This is a genomic window from Mycobacterium sp. (genome assembly GCF_044342925.1).
Lineage (GTDB): Bacteria > Actinomycetota > Actinomycetes > Mycobacteriales > Mycobacteriaceae > Mycobacterium.
On record NZ_JBIIOV010000052.1, the window covers coordinates 1 to 18,517 of the forward strand.

At 69.4% G+C, this 18,517-nt stretch carries 17 protein-coding genes and 1 pseudogene; 13 read left to right on the forward strand and 5 right to left on the reverse strand.

Annotation, left to right across the window (positions count from 1 at the left end):
• Window positions 1-739, reverse strand: a 739-nt coding sequence (locus ADBZ6I_RS07670) for an ABC transporter substrate-binding protein (protein ID WP_526382486.1), incomplete at its 3' end; no start/stop codon positions are given.
• 179 nt (window positions 740-918) lie between these two features.
• On the opposite strand from ADBZ6I_RS07670, the gene ctaD reads away from it, so the two are divergent.
• From ctaD to ADBZ6I_RS07710, 8 genes are read left to right on the forward strand one after another with little or no spacing between them, the layout of a single operon-like run.
• The gene (gene ctaD / locus ADBZ6I_RS07675) at window positions 919-2,616 is read left to right on the forward strand and encodes an aa3-type cytochrome oxidase subunit I (protein WP_526382488.1); all 1,698 of its coding nucleotides are present in this window, start codon (window positions 919-921) and stop codon (window positions 2,614-2,616) included.
• Window positions 2,617-2,638: 22 nt separating this feature from the next.
• The gene (serB, locus tag ADBZ6I_RS07680; protein ID WP_526382490.1) at window positions 2,639-3,871 is read left to right on the forward strand and encodes a phosphoserine phosphatase SerB; all 1,233 of its coding nucleotides are present in this window, start codon (window positions 2,639-2,641) and stop codon (window positions 3,869-3,871) included.
• Between the two features lie 2 nt (window positions 3,872-3,873).
• Window positions 3,874-4,767 (forward strand): ABC transporter ATP-binding protein, encoded by an 894-nt coding sequence (locus ADBZ6I_RS07685; protein WP_526382492.1) that lies wholly within the window; start codon window positions 3,874-3,876, stop codon window positions 4,765-4,767.
• Window positions 4,764-5,615, forward strand: coding sequence for an NUDIX hydrolase (locus tag ADBZ6I_RS07690; RefSeq protein ID WP_526382494.1), 852 nt, complete (start codon window positions 4,764-4,766; stop codon window positions 5,613-5,615). Before ADBZ6I_RS07685 ends, ADBZ6I_RS07690 begins: the two co-directional genes overlap by 4 nt.
• Before the next feature lie 2 nt (window positions 5,616-5,617).
• Entirely contained in the window at window positions 5,618-6,355 is a 738-nt protein-coding gene (locus ADBZ6I_RS07695; RefSeq protein ID WP_526382496.1) for an enoyl-CoA hydratase, read from the forward strand.
• A gap of 10 nt (window positions 6,356-6,365) precedes the next feature.
• On the forward strand, window positions 6,366-7,343 hold the full coding sequence (locus ADBZ6I_RS07700) for a class I SAM-dependent methyltransferase (protein ID WP_526382498.1): 978 nt from the start codon (window positions 6,366-6,368) through the stop codon (window positions 7,341-7,343).
• The gene (locus tag ADBZ6I_RS07705; protein WP_526382518.1) at window positions 7,301-8,512 is read left to right on the forward strand and encodes a THUMP-like domain-containing protein; all 1,212 of its coding nucleotides are present in this window, start codon (window positions 7,301-7,303) and stop codon (window positions 8,510-8,512) included. The genes ADBZ6I_RS07700 and ADBZ6I_RS07705 overlap by 43 nt, the downstream gene beginning before the upstream one ends.
• Before the next feature lie 10 nt (window positions 8,513-8,522).
• Window positions 8,523-9,197, forward strand: coding sequence for an esterase (locus ADBZ6I_RS07710; RefSeq protein ID WP_526382500.1), 675 nt, complete (start codon window positions 8,523-8,525; stop codon window positions 9,195-9,197).
• 57 nt (window positions 9,198-9,254) lie between these two features.
• Here ADBZ6I_RS07710 and ADBZ6I_RS07715 read toward each other — a convergent pair whose 3' ends face one another.
• Window positions 9,255-10,559 (reverse strand): BamB-related PQQ repeat family beta-propellar protein, encoded by a 1,305-nt coding sequence (locus ADBZ6I_RS07715; RefSeq protein ID WP_526382502.1) that lies wholly within the window; start codon window positions 10,557-10,559, stop codon window positions 9,255-9,257.
• Between the two features lie 59 nt (window positions 10,560-10,618).
• On the opposite strand from ADBZ6I_RS07715, the gene ADBZ6I_RS07720 reads away from it, so the two are divergent.
• Complete coding sequence (locus ADBZ6I_RS07720) at window positions 10,619-11,356, forward strand: acyltransferase (protein WP_526382504.1); 738 nt, start codon at window positions 10,619-10,621, stop codon at window positions 11,354-11,356.
• Between the two features lies 1 nt (window position 11,357).
• Here the strand turns inward: ADBZ6I_RS07720 and ADBZ6I_RS07725 are convergent, their stop codons facing one another.
• The 3 genes from ADBZ6I_RS07725 to ADBZ6I_RS07735 are packed head-to-tail and all read right to left on the reverse strand — an operon-like array spanning window position 11,358 to window position 15,005.
• Window positions 11,358-12,587: a glycosyltransferase family 4 protein gene (locus ADBZ6I_RS07725; protein ID WP_526382506.1), complete on the reverse strand. Its 1,230-nt coding sequence runs from the start codon at window positions 12,585-12,587 to the stop codon at window positions 11,358-11,360.
• A gap of 13 nt (window positions 12,588-12,600) precedes the next feature.
• Window positions 12,601-14,172: a 1,4-alpha-glucan branching protein domain-containing protein gene (locus ADBZ6I_RS07730; RefSeq protein WP_526382508.1), complete on the reverse strand. Its 1,572-nt coding sequence runs from the start codon at window positions 14,170-14,172 to the stop codon at window positions 12,601-12,603.
• Window positions 14,169-15,005, reverse strand: coding sequence for a class I SAM-dependent methyltransferase (locus ADBZ6I_RS07735; protein ID WP_526382510.1), 837 nt, complete (start codon window positions 15,003-15,005; stop codon window positions 14,169-14,171). The genes ADBZ6I_RS07730 and ADBZ6I_RS07735 overlap by 4 nt, the downstream gene beginning before the upstream one ends.
• Before the next feature lie 205 nt (window positions 15,006-15,210).
• Here ADBZ6I_RS07735 and ADBZ6I_RS07740 point away from each other — a divergent pair, with 205 nt between their 5' ends.
• From ADBZ6I_RS07740 to ADBZ6I_RS07755, 4 genes and pseudogenes are all read left to right on the forward strand, one after another.
• Window positions 15,211-16,002 carry an electron transfer flavoprotein subunit beta/FixA family protein gene (locus ADBZ6I_RS07740; protein ID WP_526382512.1) on the forward strand — a complete coding sequence of 264 codons (792 nt, stop codon included), beginning with the start codon at window positions 15,211-15,213 and terminating at the stop codon, window positions 16,000-16,002.
• Window positions 16,003-16,065: 63 nt separating this feature from the next.
• The gene (locus ADBZ6I_RS07745) at window positions 16,066-17,022 is read left to right on the forward strand and encodes an electron transfer flavoprotein subunit alpha/FixB family protein (protein ID WP_526382514.1); all 957 of its coding nucleotides are present in this window, start codon (window positions 16,066-16,068) and stop codon (window positions 17,020-17,022) included.
• A gap of 79 nt (window positions 17,023-17,101) precedes the next feature.
• Entirely contained in the window at window positions 17,102-18,304 is a 1,203-nt protein-coding gene (locus tag ADBZ6I_RS07750) for a cysteine desulfurase family protein (protein WP_526382516.1), read from the forward strand.
• A pseudogene (locus ADBZ6I_RS07755) lies at window positions 18,301-18,517 on the forward strand (tRNA 2-thiouridine(34) synthase MnmA); the annotation flags it as partial. The gene ADBZ6I_RS07750 and the pseudogene ADBZ6I_RS07755, both read left to right, overlap by 4 nt.

Consider the following 18,517-nt stretch of genomic DNA (forward strand, 5'->3'; position numbering starts at 1 on the left):
CCCACACCCGCAGGGTGGAATCGGTCAGCTGCACGACGGACGCCTGAAAATGTGCGGCGTCGTTGGCCTCACCGGCCTTCTTGGCCTGCTCGGCGAACCCGGCGATCAGATCATCGGCGGCGCGGGTCCGTCCGGTCGCCGCGCCCACCTGCCGCAGGTTGTCCTGCCAGCGGGCACCCGGAGCTGCGCTGAACACCGTCGGGGCGATCGCCGCCAGCGCGGGGTAGGCCTGCGGGGCCAGCGACTGCGACCCCAGGATCAGGTCGGGCTTGGCCGCCGCGATCGCGGCCAAGTCCGGGTTGCCGCGGGTGCCGGCCGCCGGGACGTCGCGCACGACGGTGCCCAGATACGACGGCTGGCCGGTCGCACCGTCCGGCAGGGCGGCTGCCACGATCCGCGACTGCAGACCCAGCGCGCACAGGGCGTCGAGCTCGTCGCCGGCCAACGCCACGATCCGCATCGGGTCGGGCTTCACCAGGCTCTGGCCGGCGGCGTGCCGCACCGGGCCGGGAGGTGTGCCGTCCAGCCGGGCCGGATCCGGCGCGCAGGACTCGTCCGGCCGCCGCAGATTGCCCAGCACCCCGGCCGACGCGATTTTGGTGGTGCTTGTGACGACTGTGCTGGTGGATCCCGAAAAATCGGGCCCGGTCACCGGGGCGCTGGAGCCTGAGCAACCGCTGATTCCCGCTGCAACGGCCGAGACGGTGGCCACGATGGGCAACACGGCGCGGATCTGCACCCGGCGACGGTAGCACCCGTCCGTCCGCAAACCCCTTCTGACCTGGCCTTCGCCGTTGGTGATGCGAGGGTGTGACGCCAATTACGACAGAATGTAGGACCATGGGCCCGTAAGGGCTGGTTTGGGGATAGGATGCGCCGTAGATTTCTTGGGACATTCCCAGAGGGTTGGAGGATCTTGTGACAGCCGTAGTGCCCCCCCGTGGAGAACTAGAGGTCCGTCGCCCGGCGCCGCTGCCCAGCGGGCCAAAGGGCAACCTGATCTACAAGATCATTACGACGACCGATCACAAGCTGATCGGCATGATGTACATGGTCGCGTGCTTCACCTTCTTCGCCCTCGGTGGCCTGATGGCGCTGTTCATCCGGGCCGAGCTGACCGTCCCCGGTCTGCAGTTCCTGTCGAATGAGCAGTACAACCAGCTGTTCACCATGCACGGCACGGCGATGCTGCTGTTCTACGCGACCCCGATCGTGTTCGGGTTCGCCAACCTGGTGCTGCCCCTGCAGATCGGTGCTCCCGACGTCGCGTTCCCGCGGCTCAACGCACTGTCGCTGTGGCTGTTCGTCTTCGGTGCGATCATCGCCCTCGCCGGCTTCGTCACCCCCGGCGGCGCCGCCGACTTCGGCTGGACCGCCTACGTCCCGCTGTCGGACGTGGTGCATAGCCCCGGCGCTGGTTCCGACCTCTGGATCCTGGGCCTCGCCGTCGGCGGCTTGGGCACCATCCTCGGCGGCGTCAACATGATCACCACCGTGGTGTGCATGCGCTGCCCGGGCATGACCATGTTCCGGATGCCGATCTTCACCTGGAACATCTTCGTCACCAGCCTGCTGGTCGTCATGATCTTCCCGTTGCTGACCGCCGCGCTGTTCGGCCTGGCCGCCGACCGTCGTCTGGGCGCGCACATCTACGACCCGGCCAGCGGCGGCGTCACGCTGTTCCAGCATTTGTTCTGGTACTTCGGTCACCCCGAGGTCTACGTGCTCGCGCTGCCGTTCTTCGGCATCGTCTCGGAGATCTTCCCGGTGTTCTCCCGTAAGCCGATCTTCGGCTACTCCACGCTGGTCTACGCCACCATTGCCATCGCCGCGCTGTCGGTGGCGGTGTGGGCTCACCACATGTACGTCACCGGCGCGGTGCTGCTGCCCTTCTTCTCCTTCATGACGTTCCTGATCGCGGTGCCCACCGGCATCAAGTTCTTCAACTGGATCGGCACCATGTGGAAGGGCAAGCTCACCTTCGAGTCACCGATGCTGTTCTCCGTCGGCTTCCTTGCGGTGTTCCTGTGCGGCGGTTTGTCGGGTGTGCTGCTGGCCAGCCCGCCGCTGGACTTTCACGTCTCCGACTCCTACTTCGTGATCGCCCACTTCCACTACGTGCTGTTCGGCGTGATCGTGTTCGCCACCTACGCCGGCGTGTACTTCTGGTTCCCGAAGATGACCGGACGCCTGCTCGACGAGCGGCTGGCCAAGATCCACTTCTGGCTCACCATGATCGGCTTCAACCTGACGTTCCTGGTGCAGCACTGGCTCGGTGACGAGGGCATGCCGCGTCGCTACGCCGACTACCTGCCCACCGACGGGTTTACCACGCTGAACATCGTGTCCAGCATCGGTGCGGCGACACTGGGTGTGTCGATGCTGCCGTTCTTCTTCAACATCTTCAAGAGCTGGCGCTACGGCGAGATCGTCACCGTCGACGACCCGTGGGGTCATGGCAACTCCCTGGAGTGGGCCACCTCCTCCCCGCCGCCGCGGCACAACTTCACCGAGCTCCCCAACGTCCGTTCGGAGCGCCCGGCGTTCGAGCTGCACTACCCGCACATGGTCGACCGGATGCGGACCGAGGCCCACGTCGGTCGCACTCACCGCTAGGTAGGCGCCAAGAACGGCTGCGATGACCCCAGACAAGGTGTCGGTGCTGATCACCGTCACCGGGGTCGACCGTCCAGGCGTCACCTCGGCCTTATTCGAGGTGCTAGCCCGGTACCCGGTCGATCTGCTCAACGTCGAACAGGTGGTCATTCGCGACCGCTTGGTGCTCGGTGTGCTGGTCTCCGGCCACGCTGAGGTGGCCGACGGTCATGCGTTGCGCGGCGAGGTCACCGAGGCCGTTCGGCGGCTGGGACTCGACGTGCTCATCGAGCGCAGTGACGACGTCCCGGTGATCGCCGAACTCCCCACCCACACCATCGTGGTGCTCGGGCGCCCTATCACTGCGGCGGCGTTCGGGGCCGTCGCCCGCGAGGCTGCCGCGTTGGGCGTCAACCTCGACGTCATCCGCGGTATCTCCGACTACCCGGTGACCGGGCTGGAGCTGCGGGTCACGGTGCCGCCCGGTCTGCATGACGCCCTGCAGGCCGCGCTGGCCCGGGTCGGCGCAGAGCAGGCGGTCGACATCGCCGTCGAGGATTACACCCTGGAGCGGCGCAGTAAGCGGCTGATCGTGTTCGACGTGGACTCCACCCTGATCCAGGGTGAGGTCATCGAGATGCTCGCCGAACACGCCGGGGCCGGGGAGGCGGTGGCCGCCATCACCGATGCCGCCATGCGGGGCGAGATCGATTTCGCCGAGTCGCTGCACCAGCGCGTGGCCACCCTCGCCGGACTGCCCGCAGAGGTGCTCGACGCGGTCGCCGACCAGGTGGAACTGACGGCCGGTGCCCGCACCACCATCCGCACCCTGCGCCGCCTCGGCTTCTACTGCGGCGTGGTGTCCGGCGGGTTCCGGCAGGTGATCGACCCGCTGGCGCATGACCTGATGCTCGATTTCGTGGCCGCCAATCAACTCGAGGTGGTCGACGGCCGGCTCACCGGGCGGGTGGTGGGCCCGATCGTCGACCGGGCCGGAAAGGCCAAGGCGCTGCGCGACTTCGCCGAGCAGGTCGGCGTCCCGATGGAGCAGACGGTGGCCGTCGGCGATGGCGCCAACGACATCGACATGCTCAACGCCGCCGGTCTGGGAGTGGCGTTCAACGCCAAACCCGCGTTGCGTGAGGTCGCCGATGCTTCGCTGAACCACCCCTACCTGGACACCGTGCTGTTCATCCTGGGTGTCACCCGCGCCGAGATCGAGGCCGCCGACGCCGTCGACGGCGTGGTGAGCCGGGTGGAGATCCCGGCGGAGTAGCGATGGGGCACGATAGTCGGGTGACAGAGGTGCTCGACGACTCCACCCCGACGGACGGCTCCGACCCGACGGACGATGTCGATCCCGACTTGCTGATCGACTTCCGCGGCGTTCGGCTGCGCCGGGGCGGGCGGTTATTGGTCGGTCCGGTGGATTGGCAGGTCGAACTCGACGAACGCTGGGTGGTCATCGGACCCAACGGCGCGGGCAAGACGTCGCTGCTTCGAATGGCCGCGGCAATGGAACATCCTTCCGCCGGTTCCGCCTGGGTGCTCGGGGAGCGGCTGGGCCGGGTGGACATGGCGGAGTTACGGCAGCGGGTGGGTTTAAGCAGCGCCGCGCTGGCCCAGCGGATCCCCGACGACGAACTGGTCCGAGACCTGGTGGTTTCGGCGGGCTACGCGGTGCTGGGCCGCTGGCGCGAACAATATGACCATGTCGACTACGTGCGCGCGGTGGACACCCTGGAGAGCCTGGGCGCCGAGCACCTGGCGGACCGCACCTACGGCACGTTGTCGGAGGGCGAGCGCAAACGGGTGCTGATCGCCCGCGCGCTGATGACCGACCCGGAACTGCTGCTACTCGACGAACCCGCCGCCGGCCTGGATCTCGGCGGCCGCGAGGAACTCGTCGCCCGGCTGGCCGATCTGGCCGCCGACCCGGACGCCCCGGCCCTGGTGCTGGTGACCCACCACGTCGAAGAGATTCCGCCCGGCTTCAGCCACTGCCTGATTCTCTCGGAGGGGACGGTGGTGGCGGCTGGGCTGCTGAAGGATGTCATGACCGCAGAGAACCTGTCGGCCGCCTTCGGGCAGTCGATCGCCGTCGACATGATCGACGGCCGCTACTTCGCCCGCCGTGCCCGAACCCGCGCCGCGCACAGGAGGCGGTCATGAGCGACACGCCGGAGCCGGTGCCGGTACGGCCTGCGGCGACCGTGATGCTGGTGCGCGACACTCCTGTTCGGCCGACCGGCATCGAGGTGTTCCTGATGCGCCGCCACGCCGCGATGGAGTTCGCCGCCGGGATGACGGTGTTCCCCGGCGGCGGCGTGGACGACCGCGACCGCGACGCCGCACTGGTCGGCAACGGCGCCTGGTACGGGCCCGAACCGGTTTGGTGGGCACAACGATTCGGCATCGAGGCGGATCTAGCCGAGGCGTTGGTGTGCGCGGCGGCCCGGGAGACGTTCGAGGAGTCCGGGGTGCTGTTCGCCGGGCCGGCCGACGACCCCGACGGCATCGTCAGTGACGCATCGGTCTTTCACGGCCAGCGGGCCGCGCTGGAGGAGCGCAGTATGTCCTTCGGGGACTTCCTGCGCGCCGAGAACCTGGTGCTGCGTGCGGATCTGCTTCGGCCATGGGCCAATTGGGTGACCCCGAAGGAAGAGCGCACCCGCCGCTACGACACCTACTTCTTCGTCGGCGCACTGCCGGAAGGCCAGCGCGCCGACGCCGAGAACACCGAATCCGATCGGGCCGACTGGGCCAGCCCGGAGGCGGCCATCGACGATTTCGCCGAGGGCCGCGCGCTGCTGATGCCGCCCACCTGGACCCAGCTGGACTCCCTGGCCGGACGCACCGTCGCCGAAGTCCTTGCGGTGCAACGCCAGATCGTCGTCGTCGAGCCCAGCCTCACTGTGCTGGACGACGGCAACTGGGAGCTCGAGTTCTTCGACGCCGACCGTTATCTGCAGGCCCGTCGCCGCGCTTTGTCTCGTCTGCGGGAAGCCGGGCAGAGTTGAGCATGCGTGAATTCGTCAGCGTCCGCGTTAGCCGTATTGATGCACCGCATCGCCGCGACGACCAGCCGGGTATTGCCGCCCTGGTGCTGCACCGCGAGCCCACCAACGCGCTGACCCGGCAGGCCTACCGCGAACTGGCCTCCGCAGCCGAGGAGGTCGCGGCGCGCGACGACATCGCCGCGGTCATCCTGTTCGGTGGTCACGAGATCTTCTGCGCCGGCGATGACATGCCCGAGCTGAACACCCTGGACCGTGCCGAGGCCGAAGTCGCCGACCGGCTCCGCCGCCGCGCCCTGGACGCCGTGGCCGCCATCCCGAAGCCGACCGTCGCCGCGGTCACCGGGTACGCCCTGGGCGCGGGGTTGAGCCTGGCGCTGACCGCCGACTGGCGGGTGTCCGGGGACAACGCCAAGTTCGGCGCCACCGAGATCCTGGCCGGGCTGATACCCGGCGGCGGGGGATGCGCCCGGCTGGCCCGGACCGTCGGCGAGGCCCGCGCCAAGGAGTTGGCGTTCAGCGGACGCTTCGTGGGGGCCGAGGAGGCGTTGACGCTGCGTCTGGTGAACGAACTGGTGGCACCAGACCATGTCTATGACGAGGCCCTGAGCTGGGCGCGCCGCTTCATCGACGCTCCGGCGGCCGCGCTGGCCGGGGCGAAGGCGCTTATCGACGGCCGTCTTGACCATGACAGCGAGGTCGAGCGCTACGGCGAAGTTTTTGCAGCGGTAAACGGCCGTTAGGCTGCCCTGCATGACGACGACGGACGCCGGGGTTCCCCAGCCCAATCCGCACGCCACCGCCGAGCAGGTCGAGGCTGCACGACACGACACCAAGCTGGCCCAGGTGCTCTACCACGACTGGGAGGCCGAGTCCTACGACGAGAAGTGGTCGATCTCCTACGACCAGCGCTGCGTCGACTACGCCCGTGGCCGGTTCGACGCCATCGTGCCCACCGAAGAGCTGCGGAACCTGCCCTACGACCGGGCCTTGGAACTGGGCTGCGGCACCGGCTTCTTCCTGCTGAACCTGATTCAGGCCGGTGTGGCCCGGCGCGGCTCGGTGACCGACCTGTCGCCGGGGATGGTCAAGGTGGCCACCCGCAACGGGAAGTCGCTGGGCCTGGACATCGACGGCCGGGTGGCCGACGCCGAGGGAATTCCCTACAAGGACAACACCTTCGACCTGGTGGTCGGCCATGCGGTGCTGCACCACATCCCCGACGTCGAGAAGTCGCTGCGCGAAGTGGTCCGGGTGCTCAAGCCGGGCGGGCGGTTCGTGTTCGCCGGTGAGCCCACCACCGTCGGCAACGCCTATGCCCGCAGGCTCGCTGACCTGACCTGGAAAACCACGGTCAACGCGATGAAGCTGCCCGGACTGGGCAGCTGGCGGCGCCCGCAGGCCGAGCTTGACGAGAACTCCCGGGCCGCGGCGCTGGAGTGGATCGTGGACCTGCACACGTTCGAACCGGCGGATTTGGAGCGGATGGCCACCAACGCCGGTGCCGTGCAGGTCAGCACCGCCAGCGAGGAGTTCACCGCCGCGATGCTGGGCTGGCCGGTGCGCACCTTCGAGTCCACGGTTCCCCCGGGCAAGCTCGGCTGGCGCTGGGCGAAGTTCGCCTTCGGCGGCTGGACCACCCTGAGCTGGGTTGACGCCAATGTGTGGCGGCGGGTGGTGCCCAAAGGCTGGTTCTACAACGTCATGATCACCGGGGTCAAACCCTCCTGACGTTTAACCGCGCCGATGTCGCGTATCTGACCAGCGACGCCGGAACGGCCGCGCTGGCGGAGGTGGCGTGCTTCGCACTCACCGACGCCAGCCTGGTGGCTGACGTCGCCACCATTCGCGACCGGTTCGGTGCGCGCGGTGCCGCGCTGGCGGCGACGACGGTGCTGCGCCGTAAGGCCGTGACCAAGTTCGCCGGGCTGGCCGATGTCGGGCAGTGGCTGTTCACCGACGAGGCGCTGCAGCAGGCCACGACTGCCGCCGTTGCCCGCCACCGGGCGCAGCGGCTGGCCGGGCACACCGTCCACGACGCCACCTGCTCGGTGGGAACCGAACTGGCCGCGCTGCGCGATGTGGCGCCGGTGCTGCTCGGCAGCGACATCGATGAGGTGCGGTTGGCCATGGCGCGGCACAACGTCGCGGGTGTTGCGCTGTGCCGGGCCGATGCACTGCACCCGGTCAGCCGCGACGCCGTGGTACTGCTGGACCCGGGCCGGCGGTCCGGCGGCCGGCGGCGCTTCGACCCGCGCGCGTACGCCCCGCCACTGGACGACATCGCCGAGGTCTACCGGGGTCGCTCCACGGTGGTGAAGTGTGCCCCCGGCATCGACTTCGACGCGGTGGCGCAACTGGGATTCGACGGCGAGATCGAGGTGACCTCGTCGGCCGGTTCGGTGCGCGAGGCGTGCCTGTGGTCGCCGGCGCTGTCGACGCCGGGGGTTCGCCGACGGGCCACCGTGCTCGATCGCGACGAGCATGTCACCGACGCCGACCCCGACGGCTGCCCGGTCGCCCCTCCCGGCCGGTGGATCGTCGACCCGGACGGGGCAGTGGTCCGGGCTGGTCTGGTGCGCCAGTACGCCACCCGGCACGGTCTGTGGCAGCTCGACCCCGACATCGCCTACCTCACCGGCGACCGGCTGCCTGACGGCGTTCGTGGTTTCGAGATCCTCGATCAGCTTCCGCTGCGGGAAAAGATTCTGCGCCAAGTCCTTTCAGGCCGGGACTGCGGGACGCTGGAAATCCTGGTGCGCGGCGTGGGCGTCGACCCCGATGCGCTGCGCCGGCGGTTGCGACCGTCCGGGACGCAGCCGATCTCGGTGGTGATCACCCGGCTGGGCACCGGTGCGGCAGCTCGCGCGGTAGCTTTCGTCTGCCGGCCGTCCCGGTAGGCTGCCCGGTATGCGGCGAACCTCCGTTCTGGCGGCACCGCTGGTCACCGGTGCACTGCTGTCGGCGCCGCCGGTGTCGGCCGCGCCGGAATCCTGCGCCGCCTTCGGCGGCGTCGTACAGGGGGACACCTGCCGGGTGCAGGCCAGCACTGCGGAATACACGATCGACATGACGTTTCCGCTGGACTATCCGGACGAGCAGGCGCTCGTCGAGTACCTGACACAGACCAGGGACGGGTTTGTCAACGTCGGTCAGACACCCGACTTCCGCAGGATTCCGCACGAAATGGACGTTACGGCTGAATCTTTCGAGTCGGCCCAGACGCGCAGCGTCGTGCTGACCCTGTTCCAGGACGTCGGTTCCGCCCACCCGACCACCTGGTACAAGTCGTTCACCTACGACGTCGGTAATCGGCGGCCCGTCACCTTCGACACCCTCTTCGCGCCCGACGTCAAGCCGTTGGACGCCATCTTCCCGATCGTGCAGCGCACGCTGGAGGGTGAGACCGGCCTGGTGGGCAGCATTCCGCCCGGTGACGGTCGCGACCCCGCGCACTACCAGAACTTTGCCGTCACCGACGACTCGGTGATCTTCTTCTTCGGTCGCGCCGAGTTGCTGCCGTCATTCGCCGGTGCTACGTCGGTGACGTTGCCGCGCAACGAGATTCCGCCGTTGCAGCTCTAGGGCCGAATTGCCCGGCTCCTCCTCGGGCGCGGGGCGCCCGCATCGTCGCCGGACGGATCAGTCGGGACTGAAGCTGTACACCTGTCCTGCGCTGGTGGCCGCCACCACCCGTCGGTCGAACCCGACGGACACCCCGACCGGGAATCCGCCCGCATCCGGCAGCCGGTAAGTGTTGATCGTGCGGCCGCCGTCAGCGGGGTCGAATGCCAACAGCGACTGGCTCTTCGGACCGTCGGCGACCACCGTGTAGGCGACCTGTCCGCCGGCCTGGCTCGAGGTGGTCAGCGGCGTGACGTCATCGCGGCGCCACGCCATCTCGGCGTGGTCACCCGAATCCTGCAGGGCCACCAGGCGGGTGTCCGGGCCGCCGCCGGTGATGATCAGCCCGCCGGGTGCCACCGTCGGCGGGGTCTGGGGCTGAAACTCAAGGGAGAACGACCATTTCGGCTTCCCGCTGGTGGCGTCCAGTGCCCACAGCTGCTTATCCCGGCCGTTGACATAGACCGTTGTGCCGTCCGCGGAGAGAACGGGGCTGGCGATCACCCCGGCGGGCACCGCGTCGCTGGTCCATTCGCGGGTCAGCAGCGCCGGCTGGCCCGGCTGGTAGCGCAACGCCGTCAGCACAGGCGCTTTCGCGCCGGGCTGCCACACCCCGAGCACCGCCATCCCACTGGCCGCTGAGAACGCCGGTGCGGAGGCCACCGGGCAACCGGGCAGGGATTGCTGGCAGTCGGTCAGTCCGCGGAACGGATCGGTCGGGTCGACGCCGTCGACCAGGTCCAGCGGCGTGCCCACCACCACGCCGCGGTGGGAGTCGAACACCAGGACCTGCCCAAGGTGCGTCACCACCAGTAACTGGCCGTTGCCCAGGAACCGGGGGGTGGTCGGCATCCCGATGACGTTGGTGCGCCAGCGCACCCACTGAGTCGGCGGGTAGGACATCATCAGACCCGGCTGGCCGATGTAGAGGTTGTCGAACCCGTCGAACATCGGGCTGGAGAACCCACCGCCGAGCACCATCCGGGTGCACCAGCGCTGCCGGCCGTTGTTGTCGTTCTCCCACACCATCAGCGAGCAGCCGCCGGCGGTCTGTCCGTTGACCGCCAGGTAGCCGTCGCCGCCGAGTGCCGGGGCGGCCCCCAGTTCGCCCTTGACCGAGCGGCTCCAGGTCAGCGTCAGCTCCGAGGCACCCGCGGTCGGGGAGTAGCTGCTGTTCTCGGCGGTGGCGTACTGGGCCGGCCAGCCGCGGCCCGCGGTGGACTCCACCCAGGAGTCGGTGGTGCCGCAGGCGGTCAGCGAGCCGGTCAGCAGTGTCGTCGACGCCAGCGCGAGCACGCGCGGCAGCACCGGTGTCCTGGCCATCCAGGGCAGACTAATGCCTCGGTGTGCCTCCGCCGTGTATCCCGTTAGGCTCTAGCGCCATGACGAGCATGTGGGGCGCGCCGATCCACAAGCGCTGGCGGGGCTCCCGGCTGCGTGACCCGCGCCAGGCCAAGTTCCTGACCAAGGAATCGCTGCGGTGGGTCATCGCCAACCGCGCCTACACGCCCTGGTATCTGGTGCGCTACTGGCGGCTGTTGAAGTTCAAGCTGGCCAACCCGCACATCATCACCCGCGGCATGGTGTTCCTCGGCAAGAACGTCGAGATCCACGCCACCCCCGAACTGGCTCAGATGGAGATCGGCCGGTGGGTGCACATCGGCGACAAGAACACCATCCGCGCCCACGAAGGCTCGCTGCGGCTGGGCGACAAAGTGGTGTTCGGTCGGGACAACGTCATCAACTGCTACATCGACATCGAGTTCGGCGAGTCGGCGCTGATGGCCGACTGGTGCTACGTCTGCGATTTCGACCACAAGATGGACAACATCGAGCTGCCCATCAAGGACCAGGGCATCGTCAAGACCCCGGTGCGCATCGGGCCCGACGTGTGGATCGCCGCCAAGGTGACCGTCCTGCGCGGCACCACCATCGGCCGCGGCTGCGTGCTCGGCGCGCATGCGGTGGTCAAGGGCGACATCCCGGACTACTCGATCGCCGTCGGCTCGCCGGCCAAGGTGGTCAAGAACCGCAAGCTGGCCTGGGAGACCACCGCCGCGCAGCGTGCCGAACTTGCGGCTCACCTGGCCGACATCGAACGCAAGAAGGCCTCGCGCTAGATCAGCGGTCCGGCAGCGCCCGTTCGACGATCGGCCGGCGCGCCAGCGGCTCGCGTTGCCGTCGTTTGGCCGCCAGGTAGACCTGCCCGGTCGCGGCGGCCACCGAATGCCAGTCGAAGTCGGAGGTGAGCCGCTCGCGCGCCGCCACCGCGCGCTGCTGGGCGGCGGCGGGATTGTCGAGCACGGTGCGCACCGCCTGCGCCAGAGCCGCGACATCGCGAGGCGGGCAGGACATTCCGGTGACGCCGTCGACCACCGCCTCGCCCAAACCGCCGACGTTGGTGGTCACCAGGGGAGCGCCGGCGGCGATGGCCTCCAGCGCAACGATGCCGAACGGCTCGTAGTGGCTGGGCAGCACCGCGATGTCCACCCGGTGCAGCAGCCGTAGCAACTCGTCGTGATCCACCCGGCCGACGAAGCGCACGCACTTGAGAGCCTTGTGCTTCCGGGCGACCTCGACCAGCCAATCCTGCTGGGTGCCGTCGCCGGCGATGGTCAGCGTGGTGCCGGGGTGGGTGCGCCGGATGCGGGGCAGCGCCGCGATGGCGTCCTGGATGCCCTTCTCGTACTCCAGGCGACCGAAGTACAGCAGCTCGGGCGGTCCGGTGTGGGGCCGTCGCGGCGCGAAAGCCCAATGGCTGGAGTCGATTCCGTTGGGGATCACGCTGATCTGGGCGAGTTCGGGGCCGAACAGGTCGGCGATCTCGGTGGCCATCGACGCCGAGCAGGCGATCAGCGAGTCGGACTCGCGGGCCAGCCACGACTCCAGTGCGTGCACCTGCCGGCTGATCGGTCCCGACACCCATCCGGAGTGCCGGCCGGCCTCGGTGGCGTGCACCGTGGAAACCAATGGGAGGTCGAAGAATTCGGCCAGCGCGACCGCCGGATGGGCCACCAGCCAGTCGTGGGCGTGGACCACATCAGGTGTCCAGTCGCCATGCAGATGCATGCCGGCGCGGATCATCGCGTGACCCATGGCCAACGTCCAGGCCATCATGTCGCTGCCGAAGTCGAACTCGTGCGGGTCGTGCGCCGCGGCGATGACCCGGACGCCCTCGCTGCGTTCGTCGGTGGTCGGGTGGCTGGCCGGGTCGGTGCCCGACGGCTGACGGGACAGCACCACCACCTCGTGGCCCTCGGCGGCCAGGGCCGTTGCCAGCTGGTAAACGTGGCGTCCCAGCCCACCGACGACGACGGGTGGGTACTCCCACGACACCATCAGGATTTTCATGCGCCCAGGATTCTCATGCGCGGGGCAGCCGCCGGGCGTCCAGCCCGCCGAACAGTCCGTCGGCGCGGTTCCAGCCCGCGGCCAGCCTCTCGGCGGCGTCGCGGCGGCCGGCGGCGAGTGCGTCGGCGATCTCCCGGGTGGCGTGGGCGTGCAGGTGCGCCCGGTAGCGGGCGTAGTCGGCCGCCGAGTCCATGCTGACCATGAACGGCCAGTCGCTGGACACCGTCAGCAGCGTCTCGCGCAGAATCTGGTCGGCCACCAGGTCGCGCGACGACGCGGCGTCGGCCTGGGCCAGCGCCTTGTCGACGCATCCCAGCGCGGTGTCGACCACCTCGGCGTTGAGCTGGACCAGGTCGGCCACCTTCTCGCCGGCCCACACCTGCCAGTCCTTGCCCGAACCCCACGAGCTGGGCGGCAATTGCACTGGGGCGCCGACGAATCCGTTCTCCTTGGCCTGCCGCAGCGTGCCTACCTGGACACCGGCCTCGGGCAGCGCGCGCAGTAGCCGTTCCAGCCAGACCGGACCCTCGTACCACCAGTGCCCGAACAGTTCGGTGTCGAATGCGGCCACCACGTGCGCGGGCCGGCCGATGCGCGCGGACTCCGAGATCAGCCGGTCGCGGACCAGGCCGACGAAGTCGTCGACGTGGGCGTCGACCGCCCGGTCGGCGCGGGCGGCGTCATACGGAGCTTTGGCCTGCGAGTCGACGCCGCGGCCGGTGACCCGGGCCGGCTTGAGGCCGGTGAGGTGGTCGTAGGTGTGGAAGTCCCGGTAAGCGGCGTGCCCGGGATAACCGGACCGCGGCGACCAGACCCGGTAGCTGACCTGCAGATCGCGGCCGAAAGCCACCACGTCGGTGTCCCCGACCGGGCGGCCGAGCGCGGTGTCCCCGTGCAGTGACGGCCCGTCGACCATGAAGTGGCCGACGCCCGCGGCGGCGTAGTCGCGTTCCATGCCGGGCGCGTAGGCGCATTCCGGCGCCCAGATGCCCGACGGGATGTGACCGAGCCGCTGGCCGGCGTCGGCCAGGCCCTCGCGCAGCGCGAACTCCCGCAGCCGCGGCGCCAGCAGCGGCTGGAAAGGGTGGGCCAGCGGGCCGCCGAGCAGTTCCACCGTGCCCGCGTCGATGAGTTGACGCAGCAGTGGGCTGGCACCGTGGCGCCACATCCCGGTGAAGTCCTCCAGTGCGGCGGTGGCTTCGTCGTACTCCCGAACACCGAAGGCCCGCAACGCTTCCGGTGTGGTGGCCGTACCCGTCGCCGCCCCGGTCGGGGTGCGCAGGTTCGCCGCTTCCAGCGCGCGCAGCTGCCAGTTGGCCAGCCAGCGGTGCATCCCGTCCAGGCAGTAGGGGTCGTCCAACTGCGCGGTGACCACCGGCGTCAGACCGAGGGTGATCAGTCCGCTGCGGTCCTCGGCGGCCAGCGTCCGCAGCACTCGCAGCAGCGGCAGGTAGGCCGCCGCCCAGGACTGGAACAGCCATTCCTCGCCCACCGGCCAGCGGCCGTGGTGGGCCAGCCAGGGCAGATGGGTGTGCAGGACGAGGCTGAACTGGCCGGGTACCGCCCCGGGATTCTGCGGGCTCACGGCCGAACCGTGATCGCCAGCAGATCCAGGCTGTCATCGATGTCGCGGGCCGCCGCCGCGACGCCGTCGATGTCGCGGGCCGCCGCCGCGACGCCGTCGATGTCGCGTTCCCCTTGGGGGAGGATCTCGAAGTCCTCGCAGCGCACCGCGGCCACGTCGGCCAGCAGGTCGTCGGACCACGGGGCGTCGGCCAGCGCCCGGGCGATCTGGGCGTCGATGATCGAACCGCCGTGCCGGGCGTCCATCTCGGCTAACCGTGGGCCATGAAAGACCCCGTACATGCCCTCGACCCGGAAGCCGCCCTGTTCCAGCAGTTCCCGCAGTTCAGCGGCGTTGAGTTCGCGGGTGTGGAACGGATTGAGCGGGGTGTCGCTACCCGGGGTGAAGGTAATCCGGTTCGGCGTGGACATCAGCAGGCGCCCGCCGGGCCGCAGCACCCGTGAACATTCGGTGACAAACTGTGGCTGATCCCACAGATGCTCGATGACCTGGAAGTTCACCACGACGTCCACCGAGGCGTCGGGGATCGGCAGAGCCACCAGATTGGCCGCCAGCACCTGCACCCGGGGGTAGCGGTTGCGTACGTGTTCGACCGTCGCCGCGTCGTAATCCACAGCCACCACCCGGCGCGCCACCGAGGCCAGCAGATCGGCCCCGTAGCCCTCCCCGCAACCGGCTTCAAGGACGTCTTGACCTGCGCAGATATCCACGCAGCGGAGGTAGGCGACCTCGTGGCGGCGGAACCAGTAGTTCTCCTCCGCCAAGCCCGGCACCGTCCGCTCGCCGGTCAGCGGCAGACCGCCGTCGGGGGCGTCCGTCAGGTGTGCACTCATCGCAGGGAAGGCTAACCCGCCGCCGTTCATTCGCGTACCCGCCGGATGACGGGCCTGCAGGAACACCCTCGGCGGCAAGCTATCGTAGGGAGCGATCCACCATAAGTTACTGGCTAGTAACCTACGCGTGGTCAGCGGATGTGACCCGATAAACATGCAACCGCCCCCGGTCGCATGACCCCTTCCCAGGAGGACTAGTTAAGCCATGACCAACATCGTGGTTCTGATCAAGCAGGTCCCGGACACCTGGTCAGAGCGCAAGCTTTCCGACGGTGACTGGACCCTCGACCGCGACGCCGCCGACGCGGTGCTCGACGAGATCAACGAGCGGGCCGTCGAAGAGGCGCTGCTGATCAAGGAGCGGGAAGGCGGCGACAGCACCGTGACCGTGCTGACCGCCGGCCCGGAGCGGGCCACCGAGGCCATTCGCAAGGCGCTGTCGATGGGCGCCGACCGCGGCGTGCACCTGCTCGACCCGAGCATGGCGGGCTCCGACATGGTGCAGACCGGTTGGGCCCTGGCGCGTGCGCTGGGCACCATCGAGGGCACCGACCTCGTCATCGCCGGCAACGAGGCGACCGACGGCACCGGTGGAGCGGTCCCGGCGATCATCGCCGAGTACCTCGGCCTGCCGCAGCTGACGCACATGCGCAAGATCGTCGTCGAGGGCGGCAAGATCAGCGGTGAGCGCGAGACCGACGAGGGCGTCTTCAGCGTCGAGGCCGATCTGCCGGCCATCGTCAGCGTCAACGAGAAGATCAACGAGCCGCGCTTCCCGTCCTTCAAGGGCATCATGGCCGCCAAGAAGAAGGAAGTCGCGACCCTGACGCTGGCCGACATCGGTGTCGAGGCCGACGAGGTCGGGCTGGCCAACGCCGGCTCCACGGTGATCTCCTCCACCCCGAAGCCGCCGAAGACGGCCGGCGAGAAGGTCAGCGACGACGGTGACGGCGGCGCCAAGATCGCCGAGTACCTGGTCTCGCACAAGATCATCTAGGCCTGCTCGTCTCCTCACACCTGTCTCCCCAAACCTCCCACTTTCCGAGAAAGAGAACTCCCAATGGCTGAAGTACTCGTGCTCGTCGAGCACTCCGAGGGCGCGGTGAAGAAGGTCACCGCCGAGCTCCTGACCGTCGCCCGTTCGCTGGGTGAGCCGTCGGCCGTGGTCATCGGTGCGCCCGGCACCGCCGCCCCGCTGGTCGAGGACCTCAAGGCCGCCGGTGCGGCCAAGATCTACGTCGCTGAGTCCGACGACGCGGAGAAGTACCTGGTCACTCCGTTCGTCGACGTGCTGGAGAGCCTGGTCGAGTCGGCAAGTCCGGCCGCCGTGCTGCTGCCGGCCACCGCCGACGGCAAGGAGATCGCCGGCCGGCTGGCCGCCCGGATCGGCTCCGGCGTGCTCTCCGACGTCGTCGACATCAAGCCCGGTGGCACCGCCGTCCACTCGATCTTCGGTGGCGCGTTCACCGTCGAGGCCAAGGTCAACGCCGAGGTGCCGGTGATCACCGTGCGTCCCGGTGCGATCGACGCAGCGCCCAGCCCGGCAGCCGGTGAGCTGGTGACCGTGGCGGTGCCCGCCCCGGCGCCCAACGCCGCCCGGATCACCGCCCGCCAGCCCGCGGTGGCCGGTGACCGTCCGGAGCTCGCCGAGGCCAGCATCGTGGTCGCCGGTGGCCGCGGTGTCGGCAGCGCGGAGAAGTTCAGCATCGTCGAGGATCTCGCGGACTCGATGGGCGCTGCCGTCGGCGCCTCCCGCGCGGCCGTCGACTCGGGCTACTACCCGGGCCAGTTCCAGGTCGGCCAGACCGGTAAGACCGTCTCGCCGCAGCTGTACATCGCCCTGGGCATCTCCGGAGCGATCCAGCACCGGGCCGGCATGCAGACCTCGAAGACCATCGTCGCCGTCAACAAGGACGAAGAGGCGCCGATCTTCGAGATCTCCGACTACGGCGTGGTGGGCGACCTGTTCAGCGTCACTCCGCAGCTGACCGAGGCCATGAAGGCCCGGCGCGGCTAGAGCCCGGAAGGTTCAGCGAAAAGGCTCCCGACATCGCGTCGGGAGCCTTTTCGTTTGCCGTCGGTATCCTGAACAGGCCATGAGCCAGCCCCGCTCGGTCTATCTCGACCACGCAGCCACCACCCCGATGCACCCACAGGCCATCGAGGCGATGACGGCCGCGCTGAGCACCGTCGGTAATGCCTCCTCGCTGCACACCGCGGGTCGCGCTGCCCGGCGCCGGCTGGAGGAGGCCCGCGAAAGCCTGGCCGCCCGGCTCGGCGCGCGGCCGTCGGAGGTCATCGTCACCGCCGGCGGCACCGACAGCGACAACCTCGCCGTCAAGGGCATCTACTGGGCTCGCCGCGACGCCGATCCCGGCCGCCGGCGCATCGTCACCACCGCTATCGAGCACCACGCCGTCCTCGACGCCGTGCAGTGGCTGGCCGAACACGAGGGCGCCGCGGTGACCTACCTGCCGTGCGAGTCGGACGGCACCGTGACGGCGGTGGCGCTTCGCGAAGCGCTCAGCGCGCACGACGACGTGGCCCTGGTCTCGGTGATGTGGGCGAACAACGAGGTCGGCACCATCATGCCGATCGCCGAGATGGCTGCTGTGGCAGCAGAATTCGGTGTGCCGATGCACAGCGACGCGGTGCAGGCCGTGGGTCAGGTGCCGCTGGATTTCGGCGCCTCCACGCTGGCCGCGATGAGCATCACCGCGCACAAGTTCGGCGGCCCGACCGGTGTGGGTGCGCTGCTGCTGCGCCGCGACGTCGGCTGCGTGCCGCTGCTGCACGGCGGCGGTCAGGAACGCGACGTGCGCTCGGGCACCGTCGACGTCGCCGGTGCGGTGGCCATGGCTGCGGCCGCCGACATCGCCGTGGAGTCCCGGGAAGCCACCGCCGCCCGGCTGACCGCGCTGCGGGACCGGCTCATCGACGGCGTGCTCGACTCCATCGACGACGTCACGGTGAATGGCGCGCCCGACCCGCGGCGACTGCCCGGTAACGCGCACTTCACCTTCGCCGGCTGCGAGGGCGATTCGCTGCTGATGCTGCTCGACGCCAACGGAATCGAATGCTCCACCGGGTCGGCGTGCACCGCCGGGGTGGCCCAGGCCTCCCACGTGTTGCTGGCGATGGGCGCCGACGCCGACCACGCCCGCGGATCGCTGCGGCTGTCGCTGGGGCACACCAGCACCGAGCAGGACGTCGACGCCGCACTGCGGGTGCTGCCCGCCGCCGTCGACCGCGCCCGCCAGGCCGCACTGGCCAGCGTGGCGCTGGGCGGGCCGCGATGAGAGTGCTCGCCGCGATGAGCGGTGGGGTGGATTCCTCGGTGGCCGCGGCCCGCATGGTCGACGCCGGCCATGAGGTCGTCGGTGTGCATCTGGCCTTGTCGCACGCCCCCGGCGCGCTGCGCACCGGCTCGCGGGGCTGCTGCTCCAAGGAGGACGCCGGTGACGCCCGCCGGGTAGCCGACATCCTCGGAATCCCTTTCTACGTCTGGGATT

Excerpts from the sequence above, each read along its gene's own strand:
- serB (WP_526382490.1), top strand. The coding sequence starts at position 2,639 with ATGACCCCAGACAAGGTGTCGGTGCTGATCACCGTCACCGGGGTCGAC.
- ADBZ6I_RS07685 (WP_526382492.1), top strand. The coding sequence starts at position 3,874 with ATGGGGCACGATAGTCGGGTGACAGAGGTGCTCGACGACTCCACCCCG.
- ADBZ6I_RS07690 (WP_526382494.1), top strand. The coding sequence starts at position 4,764 with ATGAGCGACACGCCGGAGCCGGTGCCGGTACGGCCTGCGGCGACCGTG.
- ADBZ6I_RS07695 (WP_526382496.1), top strand. The coding sequence starts at position 5,618 with ATGCGTGAATTCGTCAGCGTCCGCGTTAGCCGTATTGATGCACCGCAT.
- ADBZ6I_RS07700 (WP_526382498.1), top strand. The coding sequence starts at position 6,366 with ATGACGACGACGGACGCCGGGGTTCCCCAGCCCAATCCGCACGCCACC.
- ADBZ6I_RS07710 (WP_526382500.1), top strand. The coding sequence starts at position 8,523 with ATGCGGCGAACCTCCGTTCTGGCGGCACCGCTGGTCACCGGTGCACTG.
- ADBZ6I_RS07715 (WP_526382502.1), bottom strand. The coding sequence starts at position 10,559 with ATGGCCAGGACACCGGTGCTGCCGCGCGTGCTCGCGCTGGCGTCGACG.
- ADBZ6I_RS07720 (WP_526382504.1), top strand. The coding sequence starts at position 10,619 with ATGACGAGCATGTGGGGCGCGCCGATCCACAAGCGCTGGCGGGGCTCC.
- ADBZ6I_RS07725 (WP_526382506.1), bottom strand. The coding sequence starts at position 12,587 with ATGAAAATCCTGATGGTGTCGTGGGAGTACCCACCCGTCGTCGTCGGT.
- ADBZ6I_RS07735 (WP_526382510.1), bottom strand. The coding sequence starts at position 15,005 with ATGAGTGCACACCTGACGGACGCCCCCGACGGCGGTCTGCCGCTGACC.
- ADBZ6I_RS07740 (WP_526382512.1), top strand. The coding sequence starts at position 15,211 with ATGACCAACATCGTGGTTCTGATCAAGCAGGTCCCGGACACCTGGTCA.
- ADBZ6I_RS07745 (WP_526382514.1), top strand. The coding sequence starts at position 16,066 with ATGGCTGAAGTACTCGTGCTCGTCGAGCACTCCGAGGGCGCGGTGAAG.
- ADBZ6I_RS07750 (WP_526382516.1), top strand. The coding sequence starts at position 17,102 with ATGAGCCAGCCCCGCTCGGTCTATCTCGACCACGCAGCCACCACCCCG.